Consider the following 17,807-nt stretch of genomic DNA (forward strand, 5'->3'; position numbering starts at 1 on the left):
TTCCACTTCGTCCGGGTCCAGCCGCATCTGGCGGGCTGCCGCGCTTGCGTTGCGCCGCGAGAAGGCATCGCCTTTCTTGTCGGGTGACCACGAGAGGTTGTCGCTGCGCTTGAGCAGCTCCTGCCGCTCGCGGGACAGGCGCAGGTTGCTGCCCATGATGCCGGGCAGGAACACGATCGGAATGAGCTTGCCCGGCGGCACGCGCACGCGGATCTTCCTCCGGTCGTCAAGCGGCGTCGTCACGGCGGTGACCTCCGCGAAACCGCCCAGACCCAGGCTGAAGTCCAGCCAGATGTCCTCTTCTTCTCCCTGTACTGCCATCTCTGGTCCTCCCCGGTTTGCGCATGCCGGCGTGCCCGCTCCGCACGGGAACATGGGCATTGCGCCTGCCTTTGATTAGTCGGCAGGGACTATATGAATGTCGGATGCGCCTGAAATGACATCCAGCAAGTAGTGGAGGCAATGCGTGAAGAAGTGCTCAAGGCGCGAGGAGCCTGCGGAGGCAGATATTCATCGGCGCCTCGACGAAGGAAAGGAAGTGACGGGCTCCGGCGGCGTCGAGGTCACCAGGGTGCCGGAGCGTTCCCGATCTCCTCCTGCTCCACCCAGTGCGTCCCCGCGCCATGGGCCCTGTTGCCTGCTTCCACGGCGGCCTGGAATGCGGCGCGCACCGCGGGCGTGTCGGGCTCCCACAACCAGTGGCCTTCGACCGCATGCCCGAACAGGCCCGCCTCCGGCAGGCGCCAGCGCAGGCGGATCCACGGGCTGAGGGCTGGCTTGGACATGCCGGCGAGTCTGCGCGGCAATGTGGGAGGCATCTTGAGGGAAGCCTGCGGGCTCCTGCGACGGCAACGGCCGGGGCTCTTCGCTACCGATTCCCGTAGGTCCTAGTCGGGTTTTGTAATCTAGTGTTTTTAATTGCAACGAGTGTTATATTTTCCCAGAAACAATCATTTAACACTTAGGCATTCGATTGGAGGCGGGCCGCAAGGCTGTCCGCAGGGTGCCTTTCCGATGGGAGCTCCGGAATTGCAGGTCAAATCGCAAGAAAGCCCCAAATTGGTGCGCTCGGCGCTGGTCACCGCATGGCTACGCCCGAGCCGCCGATGAACTCGCCAGCCAACTTGCCGCGCAGTCGCCGGCCGTTGCTGAGCTTCAGCGTCGAAGGCCTGCCTGCTCGCGACGAACTTCTCTTCAAGTCCCTCGTTCGGTTGCTCGATCACCGCACCCACCAGCACTGGGCCTGGCAGGTCGAGGACGCCGACCTGCGCGTGGTGGGCGACCGGCTCCCGGCGCCGCCCGCCGAAGCAGACGACCGCTCGGTGCCGCTTCTGACGATCGGCGAGAACCCGCCCTCGCGCGGCCCCTTCCTGCGCCTGCCGCTGCATGCCGATGCGCTCGAGGCCATGCTCAACCGCCTCGGCGCGATGGTGGTCCATGCCCGCGAGCTCGGTCTTGCCGCATCCCGCGACCGTGCCGCCGAGCGCGGCGACGAGTACCGCCTGCTGCGCTGGCCTTCGCTCGCGCTGCTCGACACCACCATGCGCATGAAGCTCGCCACGCTGCTCGCGAGCCGTCCGGCTTCGCTGCAGGCGCTTCAGCAGAGATCGGGCGCCAGCGCCCAGGAGTGCGCGGACTTCATCGCGGCGCTCGAGAACGCGGGGTTCGTCGCGGCCAGCAGCAGCAACGGCGGCACCGGCTTCGCGGCCAGTCGCGCGCCCGAGTCGATCTGGCCCGATTCGCAGGTCCGGGGCGGCACCGAGGCGCCCTTCGCGCCTGTCGCGGTGCGAGAGACTGTGCAGCCGGGCCTGCTCGCGCGCATCCGCAGCCGCCTCGGCCTGCTGGCCTCCGGACCGAGGGCCTGAAGCGATGAGCCTGCGCCACATGACATCGACGACATCGACCGACCCTGAATGAGCGTGGAGCACAAGATACTTTTCACCGGCACCATGGGTGCGGGCAAGACCACCGCCATAGCGGCCGTGAGCGAGATCGCGCCGGTGCGCACGGAGGTGCGCAACAGCGACACCTCGGTTGCCAAGGCCACGACCACCGTCGGCCTGGACTACGGCGAACTCACGCTCGACAACGGAGAGAAGCTGCGCCTGTACGGCACGCCCGGACAGATGCGCTTCGACTTCATGTGGCGCATCCTCGCGCGCGGCGCGCTGGGCCTCGTGATCCTGGTCGACAACAGCCGCCCCGATCCGCTGGCCGACCTCGAGGTCTACCTCGACGGCTTCTCCGAGCTCATCGACAGGACCGCCTGCGTGGTGGCGGTGGGCCGCACCGAGACCCATCCCGAGCCGGGCCTCGACGCCTACGCCCAGCGCATGCAGGACAAGGGCGTGCTGCGCCCCGTGCTGCCGGCCAACGTGACCGATCCGCAGCAGGTGGTGCAGCTGCTCGAGCTGCTGCTGCTGCAGCTCGAAGCCTGAGCATCGCGCCGCCTCTTCTCATTTCCCTTCTTTCCTTTCTTCCTCCCTTCGCCGGACCCGAGCCACATGAACATCTCCCCCCGCATCAAGGACGCCGCCGAGACCGCCGTGGACACGCTCATGCGCGAGATCAAGGGCGCGAAGGCCGTGGTGATCGCGACGGAAGACGGCCTGGAGCTGGCCGCGCGCACCGAGAACAACGCGCAGGTCGCGCGCCTGTCCGCCATCGCGAGTTCGCTGGCCGCGCTGGGGGCGGTGGCCGGCGAGGAGAGCGGGCTGGGGCAGTGCGAGAACGTCGCGATAGAGACCGCGCTCGGCCACATCCTGATGCTGCAGGCCCGCAACGACGAGGCCGACCTCATCGTGAGCGTGGTGACGGGCAAGGACGCGGTGATCGGCCAGGTCCTGTACTTCTCCAAGCAGGCGACGCTTGCCCTTCAGCGCGCCTGAGCCCGAGCGCGCTTACAGCCTTTCAAAAAGCGGCCGCCGCTCATCACTCGCCCGGGTGGCGGCCGATTCTCAGGGCGATGCACTACGAAAGACTTCGATGGCAAATATCAAGCAATCCATGGACGAACTGATGACGATCGACGGTGCGCTGTGCGCTGCGCTGGTCGATTCCGGCAGCGGCATGATCCTGGGGCAGATCGGCTCGGGCGTGGACCTGGAAGTTGCCGCCGCGGGCAATACCGAGGTGGTGCGCGCCAAGCACAAGACCATGAATGCGCTCGGCCTGAACGACGTGATCGAGGACATCCTGATCACGCTCGGACGCCAGTACCACATCATCCGCCCGCTGCAGAAGCACGAAGGCCTGTTCGTCTACCTGGTGCTCGACAAGTCGAAGTCCAACCTCGCGCTCGCGCGCCGCAAGACGCAGGACGTGGGGCAGGCACTGGCGGTCTGACGCGGCGCGCCGCCGGCCTGCCTGCGACTCGGAGATGCAGGCGGCGTTGTTCTCCGGCGCCGGCTGCCCGGTGCCCAAGTTGATGGCGCAGGCCCGGCGGCACGCTGGCCGCGACGCCGGCAATGCGCGTCTTCACCGACCGTCGGTCAGCCGTCGCCAGGAGATGCGGCGCGTACCGCCCGATGAGGAGACCGGAATGGTCGTCGTCGTCACGGCACCGGTGGAGTCCTTGGTGGTGGCGACGGTCTTCCCACTGGTCGTTACCGCGAGTGCGGCCGAACTCGACAAACCTGCGCTCGACAGGAGTACGCCTGCATTGTCGGCGCCCGAAACAGTCAGGCCGGTGGCGTAGTTGACGTAGTTGATGTAGCTGGAACCGCCGGTGCTGCAGGCGCCCGAGGTGCTGGGCGTGTTGGAGACGTAGACCAGCGTGCCGGAGCTGAGCACCGGATCCTCGTCGACGCGTTCGCCCGACTCGGGCATGTCCACGAACCAGCCGTACATGCTGCTGAAGTTGGTGCTGTAGCTCACCGAACTGGAAACCGTGCGCACCCCGGAGGTATCGGTGAGCGCCAGCTTGACGAAGCAGTTGGTTGTCGTCCCCGTGCTGCATGCGTTGCTGCGCGGGTTGCTGTAGATGGCGGTGGTGCTGGAGCTTCCGCTCAGCGTGTCCTTGATGGCGTACATGGACTGCACCTGCGATGTCGTGATGTCGGTCACGCCCAGGTAGGCGCCGGTGCCGACGAAGACCACGTGCTGGCTGTTCACCAGCCCCAGCTCCGGCGCCGTTGTGATGGGTTGGCGGTTGCCCGAGCTGTCGGACAGCGTGGCCAGGAGCTGCACCGTGGCGCTGCCGCTACTGGCGGTCAGCGCGCTGATGTCGAAGCGCCAGAGGTTGCCGTACAGATCGCCGCCGTAGACCTGGGTGGTCGTGTTGTCGGTGGAGCTGTTGGTCCAGCCGCTGATCTTCGCCAGGCCGCTGGGGCAGGGCACGACGGAGCAGCCGGTCACCGTGCTGCCGCTCGCGTTGCTGCCCATGCCGTTGTCGATCTTCTTGATCAGCGCGCCGGTCATGGCGTTCCTGATCCACAGGTGGCCCTTGCCGTCGCCGTCGGAGACGTTGTTGTACCCGGAGCTGAGGACGACCGCCCAGGTTCCGTCCGACAGCTTGGTGATCACGGGGGCTCCATAGGTGTAGCCGAGGTCCGTGTCGTACAGGTTGGGCGTGAGCGTGCTGCTGGAGCTGAACTCCCAAAGCACGGTCGGGGAGCTCGGGTCCGTGACGTCCAGCGCGAAGTAGGCGCGGCCGCCGTCGCCCAGGCCGCCCACGATGATGGTGTGCCAGGCACTGTTGTAGTAGACGTCGGCCTGCGTGATCTGGCCGTCCACGAAGTAGACGTGGTTGGACGCGTAGTTCTTGTCCGCCAGCTTGTACAGGTTGGGCAGCAGGACCGAGGGAATGTAGGCCCAGGTCTCGGCGCCCGTGTCGGCATTGAAGGCATGCAGCATGCCGTCGTTGGAACCCACATAGACCATGCCCTGGCGAGACGCGTTGGAGGTCTTGAAGCTGGCATAGCCCGTGTCGCTGTAGCTGCGCGAAGGGGCCTTGATGTACACCGGCGTGGAGTTGACGACGTCGCCCAGCACGTGGGTGCGCGATCGGTAGTACTTGGTGTTGGTGGAGCCCTCGTTGCTGCGGTCGCCGCGCAGGTAGTTCACCAGGTTCACCCCACCCGCGCCAGTGGTGGTGCCGGCGGTGGAACTGTCCACCTGCGATGCCGTCGCCAGGCAGCTGGTGCCGGAGCTGCACAGCTGCGACAGGGAGCTGATCGACGCGATCTTGAAGTAGCCCTGCATCGTCGTCGTGAGCGAATCCCAGGCGAAGCTCAGCTTCGTCGCGGTGCTGGGGTTGTAGGTGAAGATGGTGCGCGAGGCGTAGCCGACGTTGTCCAGCAGCGCCGTGGTGGTGAGGCTGCCCGAAGTGCTCGAGCAGTCGGAGCCCGCACCCGACTCGGCCCAATCCGCGGTGGTGGAGGTGACGCCGGTGCTCGAGTTGACCGCATAGCGCGCCAGTTCACCGAACCACTTGCCGGAGCAGTAAGTGGTCGAGAAGGTATAGCCGGTGGTGGTGGAGGTCAGCACGGCGGCGCTTTGCGTGACGGCAGCGGAACTGCTGGTCGTGGCGTCCACGGTGTTGAGGAAGTTGGTCAGGCTGGTCTTGATGTCTGACGCATTCGAGGCGCTGTAGTAGCCGCCACGGCCGTTGACGGCCGCGTGCCAGAGGTCGTCGATGGCGGTCTGGGTGTTGCTGACAGGCGTGGGCCAGTTGCAGCTGCCCGCACTCTGCCAGTTGCATATCCCCGCAGCCTGCGTCGTGCTGCTGGTGGTGGTGCCGTTGGCGATGTCGTAGTAGTCGCCGCTCGTGGCGTTCGCGTAGTCGGCATCGAACAGCATGTAGCCCGAGGCACCGAGGCCGATGGTGGAGGTCACCATGTTCTGGCGCTTGTTGGAATAGCTGTTGCTGGATACGTCCGTGCCGCTCGAGTTTGTCGCGTTGCTCAGGGAGGACGATCGCAGGTCGGTGACGTAGTAGTACTCCGCCGTGTCAGCCAGCGTGTTGGACACCGCATTGCCATCGAGATAGGGGCGCGACTCGCTGCCGTCCTGGTCTCCGATGGCGGTCGTGCCGTCGACCTTGTAAGGCGTCGCGGTCTCGTTCCAGTAGCCGTCGGTCGACAGCAGCGTGTAGTTGCGCTGGCAGGCGTACTGCATCGGATCGGTGGTCGTCACGCCGTTGATGGAGGAGATCTTGGCGGCGTAGTAGCGTCCGGCATTCGACAGCGCGGTGCGAAGCGGCGTGGTGCCGCTGGCCTGGGCCGCCAGGAGCTTGCCGTACCACAGCGACTTCTGCCCTCCGCTGGTGGTGGTGTTGTCGGCGATGTTCAGGAAGTCCGTCGAGCTGCTGACCTTGTTGATGGTCATGTAGCCCACGCGGTAGCTGGAGGTCAGTCCGCTGAAGGCGAGGGTTGTGGCGCTCTTCATCGCCTGCATGCGGGTGTGATAGTAGGCCCACCAGTTGGCGAAGTTGGTCATCTCCTCCGCATAGGTGCAGGTGGTGCTGTTGGTGGTGCAGTCGGTGCGGGTCGTGGAGCGGGCACTCGTGCCGGGGTAGGCATAGGTCGACGTGCTGCTGCTGATGGTGGTCTGCACCCAGCTGCCCGGCGTGCCTCCGCTGAAGGCCGTGACGGTGGCCGTCATGCTGCCGGATTGCGTGACCACGGGCGAGTAGCCGTAGGCATCGGCGCCCTTGGGCGAGGTGATGGTCACGGTGCTGCCGCTGCGGCTGGCGCTGTAGCCGGCAATGCCGCAGTTGCCGGTCTTGCTGCTGGTGCAGTTGTTGATGGCCGTGACGATGTTGGTGGCCACCGTGGTGGACGACGTGCTGGCCGAGGTCGTGGCCGAGAGAATCTGCACGCCGTTGACCGTGATGCCGCTGATGCTCGTGCTGCCCGACCCGGCGAGGACGATCGTCGCGGTGGAACTCATGCCCGGATACCGCGGGTACTTGTAGGTGGCCGGCGCGGAGGTGCTGTCGACGTAGACGGCCTGGCAGGTGCTCAACGCGGACGTGGTGCACCAGCGCAGGTAGGCCGGGTAGGCATAGGCGGTGGTGGCCGCGCTCTGCTTGTTGCATGTGCGCAGGTTGGCCGAGGAACAGTACTCGCCCGCAATGAAGGTGTAGTACGTGGCGGGAGTGCTCGTTCCCGTCAGGTCCGTCGTGCCCGTGGAGATCACGCCGAAGCCGTCGGTCGGCACCTTGGTCCATGCCGAGGTATTGGCCGAGGTCATGCTGGTGTAGCTGGTGCCGGCGTAGTTGACGGGTGGCGTGTAGGTGACCGAAGGGTCGTAGTAGATGCCGTTGAAGCGGCTGTTGCGGTAGAGGTAGGGATAGCTGCTGGCGCTGTAGTCGTCCGCCCAGTCCGGAAGGTAGGCGGAGCTCATGCTGCCGGAGTTGTCCAGGATGAACATGATGTTGGGCTTCACCAGCGTGGCCGAGGACGTTTCCAGCGGAGCCGTTGCGAGGTCGGTGAGGGCGCCGAAGGCGGGTGCCGCGAGGATCAGCGCCAGGGCGCCCATGCAGGGGCGCCAGCGGCCGTGAGGAAACATGTTCATAGGGCCACCATGGCTTGCGTGAAAGAGACGGTGTTGCGCGGACCGCTCACCTTGACGGTGATGCGGTAATAGACTTGGCTGCTGGACGACTGGGTGCTGCCTGACTTCTTGCTGCCGCCGGTGTTCACGGCCAGGGGTGAACTGCCGCAACCGTTGGCGGACGACGCATCGCCCGTGCTGGCGCACATGCGCTGGATCAGGTAGGAGGCGGTGTTGCCCGAGCCGTCCTGGCTCTGCGAGACGGCGGTGTAGCCGGCGCTGACCAGCTGGGTCCACAACTGCGACCACGACTGCGTGCTGCTGGGGTCGGTGCGCGTGGCGGCGTAGCCGCGGCTCGTCTGGTCGCAGGCCAGCACGGAGGTCCCTGTCGAGCAGGTGGTGGCGGTGCTGGAGCTTGTCTGCCCGCTGTTGTTCTCCAGCCAGGTCACCGCCGCCTCCACCGCCTGGTCGGCAGAGGTGGCCGCCGCCTGCTCGAAGGCCAGGTTGCCGGCGATGCTCGCCGAGGCGGAGGTGGTGCGCATCAGGCCGATCGCGGCGATGCTCATGATCGCGAGTGCGATCAGCGCGATGATCATGACGAAGCCGCGCTGCCCGCGCTGCCCGGGCCACGGGCGCCATGGGCTCAGCATGCAACGTCTCCGCTCTGGTAGGTGACCTGGTTGCCGTTCCAGATGATGTCTCGCAGCGGCACCGTGGTCTCGATGGTCTTGTATCGGTAGTGCTTCCACTCCGAGTTGCCGCTGAGGTCGATCGCCAGGGCGGAGGGCGTCACGGTGGTCAGCGTGCTGGAGGTGCTGGTGTTTGCGGTGCTTCCGGACCAGGTGGGTGCGGTGGTGGTGACCGCGTCCTTGTCGTACTGCTGGCTGCGCGCGACCACCGCGAGCCGCAGGCCGACCACCCGCAGCCAGCCGCAGTAGGCGGACAGGCCCGAGGCATCGCTCGTGCCGCCGGGAGTGGTCTGGTCGTAGCTGTCGACCACGCCATCCATCTTCGGCGTGACCAGGTCGCTGGTGTCGCGGCCGTACTGGGCCCGCAGGCTGGCGATGTGGCTGGCGATGGGAACCCAGACGCTGCTGTTGAGCGTCGTCGTATAGCTGGTGTCGCCGCAGTTGTAGGCCGTGTAGTCGCACACGGTGAGGTTGCCGTTGCGCACCGCATAGGCACGGATGACAGGTGCCGCCCCCAGGTTGTAGACGGCCGCTTCCGCCGACGCCAGGCCGGCGGTGCCGGTGGACACGGTCAGCACATAGCTCGCGATGGCGGTCACCTTGCCGAGGACCAGGGCACAGGAAGAACTGCTGTCGCGCGTGGTCGAGGCGGCCGTTACCCAGTCGCCCGTGGCGAAGGACGATGGCGTGGACACGGTGTAGCTGGTCGCGGTGCTGGTGCCGGCGAGGGCGTCTCCTTCGGAGGGGCTGGCCGAACTGCCGCTGACGATGAGGAGCGTGTCGGTGTTGGCGTCCCCCGAGGGCACCAGCGAAGTGCCGGGATTCACCGTGACCGGGGCCAGCGAAGACAGCGTGACGCTCTTGCTGTCCGAGGTCGTGGTGTACGTGAGGCTGCAGCCCAGCAGCGTGTAGGCACTGATGCCCAGGCCAGCCTGGTTCAGTTCGCGTGCAAGGACATGGGTGACCGTGGCGGCGTTGATCTCGGCGTCGCCGCTGGTGCTGGTCAGCCGCTGCTGCGTGCTCGTGGAGTACAGCAGCTGCACGATGACCAGCACCGCGAACATGCCGATCAGCAGGCCGACCATGAGCTCGATGATGCTGAAGCCGTGCTGGCCGCGTTGGCCACGGACGAGGCGCGATGCGGGCATGAAGCTCCTCACGGCTTCATCTGGGCCATGGCCACGTACTGGTGCGCACTGCTGTCGCCAGGGCCCTTCCAGTAGATGGTGATGGTGGCCAGGCTGCTGCTGATGGCCGAACTGCCGCCGCCGGCGACCGTACTGAAAGTGACCGTCGGCGGCAGGCTGCTGACGCCCGGCAGGCTCGACTTGTCGACGGCCGCCTTCCAGCTCGTGTAGCCCGTACCGGCAGTCGTGCTTGCGTAGTTGGCCTGAAGGGTGGCGGCCGTTCGATCGCTCATCCACATGCGGCCGACCAGATCGCTGGCGAGCATGGCGGCGGTCGTACGGAATTCGGCACCCGTCGCGGTGCGCGCCGTGCTGGCATAGAGGCCAGTGATGCCCAGCAGGCCGATCGCGAAGATGAGCAGTGCGGCCATCGCCTCGATCAGGGTGAAGCCGCCGATGGCGGATGAGGGAGCGTGGTGGCGAGTCATGGTCAGCAAGTCATGGGATCGGTGGTGCCGCTGCGTGCCGGGTCGCAGATGCGGGAGTCACCGCCGGGCGAGACGATCACGTTGAGGCAGCGCACCGAGCCGCCGGACGCGACGCAGGTGCCGCTGGCGCTGGTCAACTGCACCGTCAGCGCGGCGATGGAGGTGGTCGGATTGGTCGTGGCCGCCTGGCGGCCCAGCGCATCGAAGCCCACGGTGCTGCGCGTTGCGGTGAGAACCAGGTCCGAGCTCTTGCTCACTTCGAGCGGGCTCCTGCCTATCAGGTAGGGCGCGCTGCCGCAGGCGCCGGCCGGCGTCTGGGAGAGAGTGGCGTTCACTACCCAGATCGCCACGCTGGTACTCAGCGCGCAACCGGCGTCCAGCGAAGTGACGAACTGAAGCCGCGTGCCGGTGTTGCGCCGGATGGCTTCCGCCCTGGCCATCTGCAGATCGGAGCGCAGTGTCTCGGCCGCGCTGCGCAGGCGCGTGTTGCGTGTCCAGTCACCGAACCAGGGGGCGGCCAGCAGGGTCAGGATCGCCAGGATCGTGATGCCCACCATCAACTCGATCAAGCCGAATCCCCGCATCGAAAGCGGCCGTGCCCGCATCAGCAACTCCCGCCCCTGTTCGTGATCCAGCAGCTCGACGAGGACGAGGTCCATCCCGATACGCCAGTGATGGTGGACGTACGGGTGCCGTCCTGGTCGATGGTGTAGACGAAGCCGGCCATGGCGGACGAGCCGGTGGCAGTGATGGTGTAGCTCGTGGACGAGCTCGGCGTGCAGGTGAGCGTGAAGTACTTCAGGTTGGTGTTGGAGATGCTCACGCCGCATGTGCTGGTGGAACCCGTGGCGTAGTAGCTCTTGGCATCCTGGAACCACTGCTCCATCTTTGCGTTGCTGGCCGAAAGGTTGGAGGTCGCCTCCGGGATGCGACCGCGCCGGACGTAGTCCGTGTAGGAAGGCAGTGCGATCGCCGCGAGGATCGCCACGATCGCCACGGTGACCATCACCTCGATCAAGGTGAAGCCGCGCGCCCGCGCATGGAGCTCCTGGGGCGTCTTCTGCAGCCGCGTCATGGTGATTCTTCTCCTCGTGTATCGGAAGCAACGGGAAACTTCCTGGACGCCGAGTCGAACACGCAATTTGGGAGGAATCTCGCTGATGCGTTGGGGTTTGTGTGCGCGTGGGAAGCGCTGAATCCGAGGTTCCTCCGACTTTGTCTCCGAGCATCCATGCCGTATCGGATTGGCCGATGTTCAGGAGAAGTGATTGCTGAAAAGAAAGAGGCCGAAGCCTCTTCTGCTGGCATGCATTTCGCCTTGCATCGAGTGCAACGATGTTCAGGAGAAATGATTGATGAGAGAAAAGATCCGGCTGTCCCTGGCTCTGGCGTGCATGACGGGCTTTGCGACGGTTGCATGCGCAGCATCGACAACAGCGGATGGTGGCGGCACGGCTGTGGAAGCTGCGTTGAAGAGTTGCGCTGCAAGCGTTGCAAAGGATTCGAACGGTGGTCCCGATCAGACCGCGATGACGGCGTGCATGACCAAGGCGGGCTTCACGAAACCATCGCAGGGCGGTGATCGCATTCCGCCACCGCCTGCCGGCGTTGCGCCTCGCAAATGACGGTGCAGAAACCGCTGCCACGCAGCAGTCGGCGAAGTGAAGCAGATCGACAGAGACCGTCTGCGGGAACCGGCCGAAGGGTGATGAAGCACGCCGAATCAACTGGTGAGCACGGAGGCCTCGCGCCCAATGACGAGCCGGCGCTGAGACCCGATGCCATCAGTCTCGAAGCCGCCATCGCAATGACCGGCATCAGCAAGCGAACGTTGTGGCGGCGCGTGTCGGATGGAACGATCGCCAAGCACAAGGAAGACTCGCGCGGAAGGGCGATGCTTGCCCTTGCGCAGATCATCGATCTGATCGACATCGCGTTGATTGGCGAGGAACTGCACGTGATCGTGAAGGCCGACAGCGGCGACGCGGGTGCGCAAGCCGATGCCGGCGCAATGTTCTTCGTAGCAGGCCGTTTCGGCGCAGCCGTCTACTGGTTCGATCTTGCCGCCGCGCAAGGCAACGCCGACGCCATGCAGTGGCTCGGGAACTGCCATGCATCCGGCTTTGGGGTACCCAAGGATGAGAGCCTGGCGATCATGTGGATTGCCAAGGCGGCCTCGCTGGGACATTCGGTGGCTTGTCGCCAAATTCAAGGCATGAGGACTGGATGCGGCGAGTCATAGTCGTGCGTCTGTCCATGCGGGTTGCATGCCCCTTCGTTTTCATGGCGCTGGCAGGTTGTGGCGGCTCACACCTTTCTGTCGACGAGCCAGCTGATTTTGGCGCGGATGTCGTGGTGCGCAGCATGGTCGTCGCGCAGCAGAAATGCAATGCGGTGGGTGTGCCGGATCTCTATGAATGTGCTGAAGTCCCGCCTTCGCCAGCGGGTGAGCGACTTGCAGCTCGCGTGGCGCTCGATATGTATCAGGTCTTTCAGCAGAGTTGCTATGAGACCGCGGGCGCGGGACGATGCGAGGCACTGGTGGATGCTGCGTATCAGAAGACCAAGGCACAAGAGCTTCGTCGTTAAGCAGACAAAAAAAGCCGCCCTGAGGCGGCTTTTTCATTTGGTCAGACGCTTGATCGATTAGGTGCGGCAAACGGCCGGTGCGTACTTTGCGGCCAGCGTGCCTTTTGCGGCAGAAGCTACGGCGTTGGACGTGGTCGAGTCTGCAGATGCGCAGATCCAGGTGATGGAGCCATTGGTGGGAATCGTGCCCGCGGTCAGCGCCGTTCCCGATGCGGTAGAGCCATCAACGGGGACGAGCACCAAGGTGCCGTTGCCTGCTGCTGCGGTATAGGTGATGGTGATGATGCCGGTGTCACCGATAACGACACCGCTTACGTTCTTGGTTGCCGACGGAGCATTCCAGCCAGACGCGAACGCAGCGCCGTTTGCAGCGTTTTCAGAGACAGCGGTCTTGGCCGAATCGGCGAGCGACAGGCCTTCGGTGACCTTGGCGCGCACCGTGTAGTCCTGATAAGCCGGCAGCGCCACAGCAGCCAGGATACCGATGATCGCCACGACGATCATCAATTCGATAAGAGTGAAACCCTTTTGCACGTTGCGTGCGAAGGAACGACGGTTCATTGTGAAACTCCTGCAGTTGAGAAAGTGCGCCCGGAAAGATCTCCGGGACGTGCTTCTTTCTGCAGTCCGCATGCCACCCGTCCAGGGGTGGTTCATGCGTGTTCGAGCAGGTGTTTCAGGACGTAAAGGCGCGTGTACATTCGTGCCGCTTCGTCATGACGCGCGGCCGTGCGTGCCATGGCATCTCGCCGGTGGTGTCATCCGTCGCGTCGTATCGATGCGCGTTGGCGTGTGCCGTTCAATGCGCGGCTGCAAGCCGCTGCGCTTCGAGCATCAGCGGCACGCGCACCTGCGCGACCAGCCCGTGCGAGCCCGTCTTCAGCACCACGTCCCCGCCGTGCGCGCGCGCGATCGAACGGCACACGGCAAGCCCTAGCCCGCTGCCGGCCGCGCTCGAAGAGCGGGCCTGTGCGGTGCGGTAGAAGGGCTTGAAGACCTGCTCGAGTTCGCTGGCGGGCAGGCCCGGTCCGCGGTCGCCGATCTCGACCACGGCGTCGGGGCCGTCGGTGAACAGGCGCACGCGTGCCAGGCGGCCGTACTTGACGGCGTTCTCGATGAGGTTGTCGAGCACGCGGCGCATGCCGATCACGTCGACCTCCACCGGTGCGTGTTCCGTGCGCCGCAGCTGCACGTCCTTGCCGACGAACGCGGCCTGCTCGACCACGTCCTCGACGAGGCTCGCGAGGTCCATGCGCTCGCGCGCGGTCACCACTGAGGCGTCGCGGATGAAGCTGAGCACGGAGCCGATCATGAGCTCCATCTCCTGCACGTCTTCGAGCATGCCGGCGCGCACGTCGTCGGGAACATCCTCGATGCGGAAGCGCAGGCGCGTGAGGGGCGTGCGCAGGTCGTGGCTGATGGCGCCGATCATCACCGTGCGGTCGTCGACGAAGCTGCGCAGTCGTGCCTGCATGCGGTTGAAGGCCTGCGCGGCACGGCCTATTTCGGCGGGGCCTTCGAGCGCCATCACCGGTGCCGACGGGTCGCGGCCGAGCTGGTCGGCCGCGCGCGCGAAGCCGGCGATGGGCCGCACCAGCCGGCGCGAGAACAGCCAGCCCGCAGGCGCGACGATGGCCGCCGCGATCAGGAACCACAGCAGCACGCGGCGCTGCCAGGCATTGGGAAAGGACTCGGGCGCCGGCTGTACAACCACCCAGCTGCCCTCGGGCGTGTACACGGCGGCGATGAAGTCGCCTTCCACGAAGGGAGCGGGCGCGAGTCCGAAGAGGCCGCGCGTGGCGGGGCGCGCGGTGTCGGCGGTCTCGGTGGTCGTGGCCTCGGTGTTGACGGGTGCGCGTGGCGGCTCGGCCGTGACTGCCGCTGGCGGTGCCGTGCTTGCCGCCGGCGCGGGGTTGGGCGAGGAAGGGCGTGCAGCGGATTCGGAGCGTGGCAGCGGCGCGGGAGTCGACGGAGGAGCTTCCGCCCTGGAAGGGGTCTCGCGCGGCGGGGGGCTCTCGACGAACGGCGGCAGGCCTCGCAAGTTGCTTCCGGGTTGCATCGATGGCGCGGTGGGCTGGCCGCGGGCCATGCCCGGCGGTGCCGTCTGTGATGGCGAGGCCGGCTCAGGTGCTCTCGGCGCGATGGCCGTCGCGGGTGGCGCCGGTGCGGGGGAAGGCGATGGCGGCGTGCCGGTCGCGCCCGTGGTGCCGGACGGTGGTGCGGTCGTCGTGCTGCCAGGAGAACTCGTGGTCGGTGGCGTGGCGCCAGGCTCGGGTGTTGCGGCCGGCGTGGATGACCGGGGCGATGCGGAGGGGCCGCCCGCCGGATCTGCGGCCGGAGCACTGCCTGGCGGCGACTGGGTTGTCGTGCCGGTGGGCGGCGATGGCTGCTGTTGCTGCTGTTGTTGTGATGAAGGCGGAGGCGCCGGCGGAGTCCCCGTCATGCTGTCCCTCTGTCCCCGATCCGTGCCGAAGCCTCCGCCGGGCCCTCCGAAGCCGCCCGGAAATCCCATGCCCCCGGGGCCTCCCGGGCCGCCGCCACCACCGCCGCCCGGCGGTCCGCCCCGGGCCTGCACCTTCAGGAAGCCGCCTGCGGAAGCCGCACTGGCGATGCCGCGCGACGCGTCATGCCCGTCGCCCGCGGCGGCGACAGGCCCCGTGGTGCCCGCGAACGGCAGCGGAGTGAAGAAGTAGAGCCGCACCTCGGCTTCGTCCCGCGTCAGCAGTTGCGCCAAGTCACGGCGCGAGCGTTCGGACGTCAGCCAGCCCTGTCCCTTGGGCTGGGGCGCCTTTGCCTGCAGCGTGCGCTGCAGCAGGTGGGCGTTGCGGCCCTCGGCGCTGCGGCCCGAGAGCACGCGCGCGATGTCGCCGAGCTGCCACTGGCGTTGGGGCTGGGGCGGGAGCAGCACGGTCAGCGCCAGCGTCACGATCTGCGCCACCACCAGCCCGCCCAGCAGCAGGCCCATGATCTGCCACGCGAGCGGCGGACCCAGCCAGCGGCGCGCGGTACCTTGGGTTTTCATGGGGCGATGCTGGCACGGACGGCAGGTGATGTCACGCCGGCGTGGCTCGATCTTTGCATTCCCATCTTTTTCTCCCAAGTCAGCGCGCTTGCGCGGGGCCGGGCCATGCGCAAGCGTTCGAGCGCGCGAGTCTGTTCAGCGGATGTTGCTGCCGGATTTCACTGCATTGCAATACATTGCAGCGCCTGCAGGGGCTTCGGGCGGGGGCAGTGCGCGGCCTATGATGCGCTACCCGATCCGCCGTAACGTGAACCTGTCCACCCGCATCCTCATCGTCGACGACGACGCCGGCATCCGCAGCCTGGTGGCGTCCTTCCTGGAGAAGCATGGCTTCCAGGTCGACGCCGCCGGCCATCCGGCCGAAATGCGCGAGCGCCTCGCGCAGGCGGAATACGCACTCATCGTGCTCGACGTGATGATGCCCGGCGAGGACGGCTTGAGCGCGCTGCGCGAGCTGCAGCGCATCGGCGGGCCGCCCGTCATCATGCTGTCGGCCGTGGGCACGGACATCGACCGCATCGTGGGCCTGGAGATCGGCGCGGAAGACTACCTTGCCAAGCCGTGCAACCCGCGCGAGCTGCTGGCACGCATCCGCACCGTGCTGCGCCGGACTGCGCATGGGGCTGCCGCTGGCGGGCAGCCTGCACGAGCTGCGCCGCAGCCGCCACAGGCGAGTGCTGAGGTGCCCGAGGGGCAGCAGCAGCCCCTGGTGCTGCACTTCGCCGGCTGGCGCATGGATCTCGAGGCTCGGCAGCTGCACGACCCGCAGGACCGGCTGGTGGATCTCTCCGACGGCGAATTCCGCCTGCTGCGGGCGCTGGTGCAGCACCCGCGCCGCGTGCTGACGCGCGACCAGCTCGTGCAGTACGCCCTGGGCGCCGAAAGCGATTCGTACGACCGCGCGATCGACGTGCAGGTCAGCCGCCTGCGCCGCAAGCTGGCTTCCGGCGAGACACGTGCGGACCTGATCCGCACGGTGCGCAACGAGGGCTACATGTTCGTACCCGCCGTCACGCGCACGCGCGAGGCCTGAAGGCTCGTTCCGCCCAGTCCCGGCCCCCCGTTCGCGGGATGCCGCGGAACCGGCTCCGCCGGGCCGCAAGCATCGCCCCTGCGCGCGACACGAAGTGCGCGAAGCCTGGGGGAGTGCCCGCAACACGCTGAAATTCGCAGGAAATGCGAAGCCCGCAATCTCGGGGCCTCGCATTCATCACTACCCCTACCTATCCATGACATCGTTCGACTGGCTGTGGGACTGGCGCACCCTGATCGCGCTGGCTGTCTGCGACGCCGCGCTGCTTGCGATGTTCCTGGCCTGGGACGCCCGGCGCATCGCGTTCCTCGCACGGCGCTGCGTCGCGGCGCACGAGCCACCGCAGGCGCGGCACTGTCGCTTCAGTCCGGAAGACTGCGGCGCATTTCGTCGGCAGCCGCCTGGCTCCGAGGCCTGAGTTCCAGCTTGCGGCAGGCACCGAAGCCGCTCTCTTCCCGGAGGCCATCAGTGGAGACGCGCTCCGGCGTCGCAAGCGTTTCGGCGACCAGGTCCAGCAGATGGCCGGCCGCTCGCGGATCGAGCACGGTGCCGGTGGCCAAGGCACGCAATGCGAAGGCGATGTCGGCGTCTTCCGCATCGCTCAGGAGATAGCCCGTCGCTCCCGAGGCGAAGGCCGACAGCACCAGTTCCCGCTCGTCCGTATCCGACATGGCGATGACCTGTGCGCGCGGCAGCTTCGCGCGTACGTCGCCGATCAGCGCAGCACCCTGGCCTATCGGATAGAGCTGCATGTCGACGAGCACCAGGTCGAATGGCAACGAGGCGAGCATCGCCTCGGCCTCCTCGCATGTGGGCGCAAGCACCACCCGCCGCTCCGGCGCGAGATGTCCCAGGATGCGCTTCATGCGGCTCGCGACGACGGGATCGCTCTCGACGACGAGGGCGCCGAAGAAGAGTTGCGGCCGGCTTGGACGCGAGGCTCCGGCAGGGAAGGGCAGGCCGCGCAAGGAAGTGCCTTCAGGCGTGAGTTGCAGGATCCGGCCCGCTTCAGGGCGCCGTCTTCGACTGCTCCAAGCGGCCATGCGTGCGCTTGCAGCTGCCGTCGCGAGAACCGGTGCCGCTCGTCGTGATCGGTGCGAGCGTCGACCGGCTGTAGTTGCCGGCTGCGGCCGTCCCGCGCTCCGTGCATGTGTCGCTGGCCGCCAGGAAGATGCCGGCCGCCAGCGCGCCGAAGGCCAGCAGGCCCGCAAGACGCGGCAGCCACACGGACTTCGCGGATCGCGGCATGGCGGAGGAAGCGGGCGATGTTCTGCCGCTCCATCGGGCCCGCATGACGAGTTCCGGGGGAAGGCCGTCCGCGTGCGCGAGCGCTGGAAGGCCGTCGAGGCGAAGCGCGCGGAA

General features: G+C 66.8%; 20 protein-coding genes and 1 pseudogene. 9 read left to right on the plus strand and 12 right to left on the minus strand.

Going from position 1 to position 17,807, the window contains the following annotated elements; all coding sequences use genetic code 11:
• Together EJP69_RS29100 and EJP69_RS29105 are read right to left on the minus strand one after the other, a co-directional pair.
• A pseudogene (locus EJP69_RS29100) lies at nucleotides 1-321 on the minus strand (esterase/lipase family protein); the annotation flags it as partial.
• Between the two features lie 242 nt (nucleotides 322-563).
• Nucleotides 564-785, minus strand: coding sequence for a hypothetical protein (locus tag EJP69_RS29105; RefSeq protein ID WP_093209827.1), 222 nt, complete (start codon nucleotides 783-785; stop codon nucleotides 564-566).
• A 321-nt stretch (nucleotides 786-1,106) separates the two neighbouring features.
• On the opposite strand from EJP69_RS29105, the gene EJP69_RS29110 reads away from it, so the two are divergent.
• The 4 genes from EJP69_RS29110 (at nucleotide 1,107) to EJP69_RS29125 (ending at nucleotide 3,345) form a co-directional block, all read left to right on the plus strand.
• On the plus strand, nucleotides 1,107-1,865 hold the full coding sequence (locus tag EJP69_RS29110) for a hypothetical protein (RefSeq protein WP_240652330.1): 759 nt from the start codon (nucleotides 1,107-1,109) through the stop codon (nucleotides 1,863-1,865).
• Between the two features lie 54 nt (nucleotides 1,866-1,919).
• Nucleotides 1,920-2,438 (plus strand): GTP-binding protein, encoded by a 519-nt coding sequence (locus EJP69_RS29115; RefSeq protein ID WP_093307454.1) that lies wholly within the window; start codon nucleotides 1,920-1,922, stop codon nucleotides 2,436-2,438.
• A gap of 66 nt (nucleotides 2,439-2,504) precedes the next feature.
• Nucleotides 2,505-2,888, plus strand: a complete 384-nt coding sequence (locus EJP69_RS29120; RefSeq protein ID WP_093209824.1) for a roadblock/LC7 domain-containing protein — start codon at nucleotides 2,505-2,507, stop codon at nucleotides 2,886-2,888.
• Between the two features lie 97 nt (nucleotides 2,889-2,985).
• The gene (locus tag EJP69_RS29125) at nucleotides 2,986-3,345 is read left to right on the plus strand and encodes a hypothetical protein (protein WP_093209822.1); all 360 of its coding nucleotides are present in this window, start codon (nucleotides 2,986-2,988) and stop codon (nucleotides 3,343-3,345) included.
• A 132-nt stretch (nucleotides 3,346-3,477) separates the two neighbouring features.
• Here EJP69_RS29125 and EJP69_RS29130 read toward each other — a convergent pair whose 3' ends face one another.
• The 6 genes from EJP69_RS29130 to EJP69_RS29155 are packed head-to-tail and all read right to left on the minus strand — an operon-like array spanning nucleotide 3,478 to nucleotide 10,876.
• On the minus strand, nucleotides 3,478-7,518 hold the full coding sequence (locus EJP69_RS29130) for a pilus assembly protein (protein WP_126473901.1): 4,041 nt from the start codon (nucleotides 7,516-7,518) through the stop codon (nucleotides 3,478-3,480).
• Nucleotides 7,515-8,147, minus strand: coding sequence for a pilus assembly PilX family protein (locus EJP69_RS29135; RefSeq protein ID WP_126473903.1), 633 nt, complete (start codon nucleotides 8,145-8,147; stop codon nucleotides 7,515-7,517). The genes EJP69_RS29130 and EJP69_RS29135 overlap by 4 nt, the downstream gene beginning before the upstream one ends.
• Complete coding sequence (locus tag EJP69_RS29140; RefSeq protein ID WP_126473905.1) at nucleotides 8,141-9,334, minus strand: PilW family protein; 1,194 nt, start codon at nucleotides 9,332-9,334, stop codon at nucleotides 8,141-8,143. The genes EJP69_RS29135 and EJP69_RS29140 overlap by 7 nt, the downstream gene beginning before the upstream one ends.
• A gap of 8 nt (nucleotides 9,335-9,342) precedes the next feature.
• Entirely contained in the window at nucleotides 9,343-9,801 is a 459-nt protein-coding gene (pilV, locus tag EJP69_RS29145; RefSeq protein WP_126473907.1) for a type IV pilus modification protein PilV, read from the minus strand.
• 2 nt (nucleotides 9,802-9,803) lie between these two features.
• Entirely contained in the window at nucleotides 9,804-10,460 is a 657-nt protein-coding gene (locus EJP69_RS29150; protein ID WP_126473909.1) for a GspH/FimT family pseudopilin, read from the minus strand.
• A complete protein-coding gene (locus tag EJP69_RS29155; protein ID WP_126473911.1) occupies nucleotides 10,406-10,876 on the minus strand; it encodes a type IV pilin protein in 471 nt (156 codons plus the stop codon). The genes EJP69_RS29150 and EJP69_RS29155 overlap by 55 nt, the downstream gene beginning before the upstream one ends.
• A gap of 280 nt (nucleotides 10,877-11,156) precedes the next feature.
• On the opposite strand from EJP69_RS29155, the gene EJP69_RS29160 reads away from it, so the two are divergent.
• The 3 genes from EJP69_RS29160 (at nucleotide 11,157) to EJP69_RS29170 (ending at nucleotide 12,390) form a co-directional block, all read left to right on the plus strand.
• Entirely contained in the window at nucleotides 11,157-11,426 is a 270-nt protein-coding gene (locus EJP69_RS29160; RefSeq protein ID WP_126473913.1) for a hypothetical protein, read from the plus strand.
• 83 nt (nucleotides 11,427-11,509) lie between these two features.
• Nucleotides 11,510-12,043 carry an SEL1-like repeat protein gene (locus tag EJP69_RS29165; protein WP_170217261.1) on the plus strand — a complete coding sequence of 178 codons (534 nt, stop codon included), beginning with the start codon at nucleotides 11,510-11,512 and terminating at the stop codon, nucleotides 12,041-12,043.
• A 41-nt stretch (nucleotides 12,044-12,084) separates the two neighbouring features.
• A complete protein-coding gene (locus EJP69_RS29170) occupies nucleotides 12,085-12,390 on the plus strand; it encodes a hypothetical protein (protein WP_170217262.1) in 306 nt (101 codons plus the stop codon).
• Nucleotides 12,391-12,447: 57 nt separating this feature from the next.
• On the opposite strand, the gene EJP69_RS29175 is transcribed toward EJP69_RS29170, so the two are convergent.
• Both EJP69_RS29175 and EJP69_RS29180 read right to left on the minus strand, forming a co-directional pair.
• Nucleotides 12,448-12,951: a pilin gene (locus EJP69_RS29175; RefSeq protein WP_126473919.1), complete on the minus strand. Its 504-nt coding sequence runs from the start codon at nucleotides 12,949-12,951 to the stop codon at nucleotides 12,448-12,450.
• 238 nt (nucleotides 12,952-13,189) lie between these two features.
• Nucleotides 13,190-15,412, minus strand: a complete 2,223-nt coding sequence (locus EJP69_RS29180; RefSeq protein WP_126473921.1) for an ATP-binding protein — start codon at nucleotides 15,410-15,412, stop codon at nucleotides 13,190-13,192.
• Between the two features lie 247 nt (nucleotides 15,413-15,659).
• Here EJP69_RS29180 and EJP69_RS29185 point away from each other — a divergent pair, with 247 nt between their 5' ends.
• Both EJP69_RS29185 and EJP69_RS29190 read left to right on the plus strand, forming a co-directional pair.
• Nucleotides 15,660-16,445: a response regulator gene (locus tag EJP69_RS29185; RefSeq protein ID WP_206169402.1), complete on the plus strand. Its 786-nt coding sequence runs from the start codon at nucleotides 15,660-15,662 to the stop codon at nucleotides 16,443-16,445.
• A gap of 196 nt (nucleotides 16,446-16,641) precedes the next feature.
• Nucleotides 16,642-16,863 (plus strand): hypothetical protein, encoded by a 222-nt coding sequence (locus tag EJP69_RS29190; RefSeq protein ID WP_126473925.1) that lies wholly within the window; start codon nucleotides 16,642-16,644, stop codon nucleotides 16,861-16,863.
• Here the strand turns inward: EJP69_RS29190 and EJP69_RS29195 are convergent.
• Both EJP69_RS29195 and EJP69_RS29605 read right to left on the minus strand, forming a co-directional pair.
• Nucleotides 16,808-17,413: a response regulator gene (locus tag EJP69_RS29195; protein ID WP_170217263.1), complete on the minus strand. Its 606-nt coding sequence runs from the start codon at nucleotides 17,411-17,413 to the stop codon at nucleotides 16,808-16,810. The two genes, EJP69_RS29190 and EJP69_RS29195, sit on opposite strands and share 56 nt — an antisense overlap.
• A 40-nt stretch (nucleotides 17,414-17,453) precedes the next feature.
• Nucleotides 17,454-17,693 carry a hypothetical protein gene (locus EJP69_RS29605; protein ID WP_170217264.1) on the minus strand — a complete coding sequence of 80 codons (240 nt, stop codon included), beginning with the start codon at nucleotides 17,691-17,693 and terminating at the stop codon, nucleotides 17,454-17,456.
• Between the last annotated feature and the right edge of the window lie 114 nt (nucleotides 17,694-17,807).

The sequence above is a fragment of the Variovorax gossypii genome (assembly GCF_003965815.1).
Lineage (GTDB): Bacteria > Pseudomonadota > Gammaproteobacteria > Burkholderiales > Burkholderiaceae_C > Variovorax > Variovorax gossypii.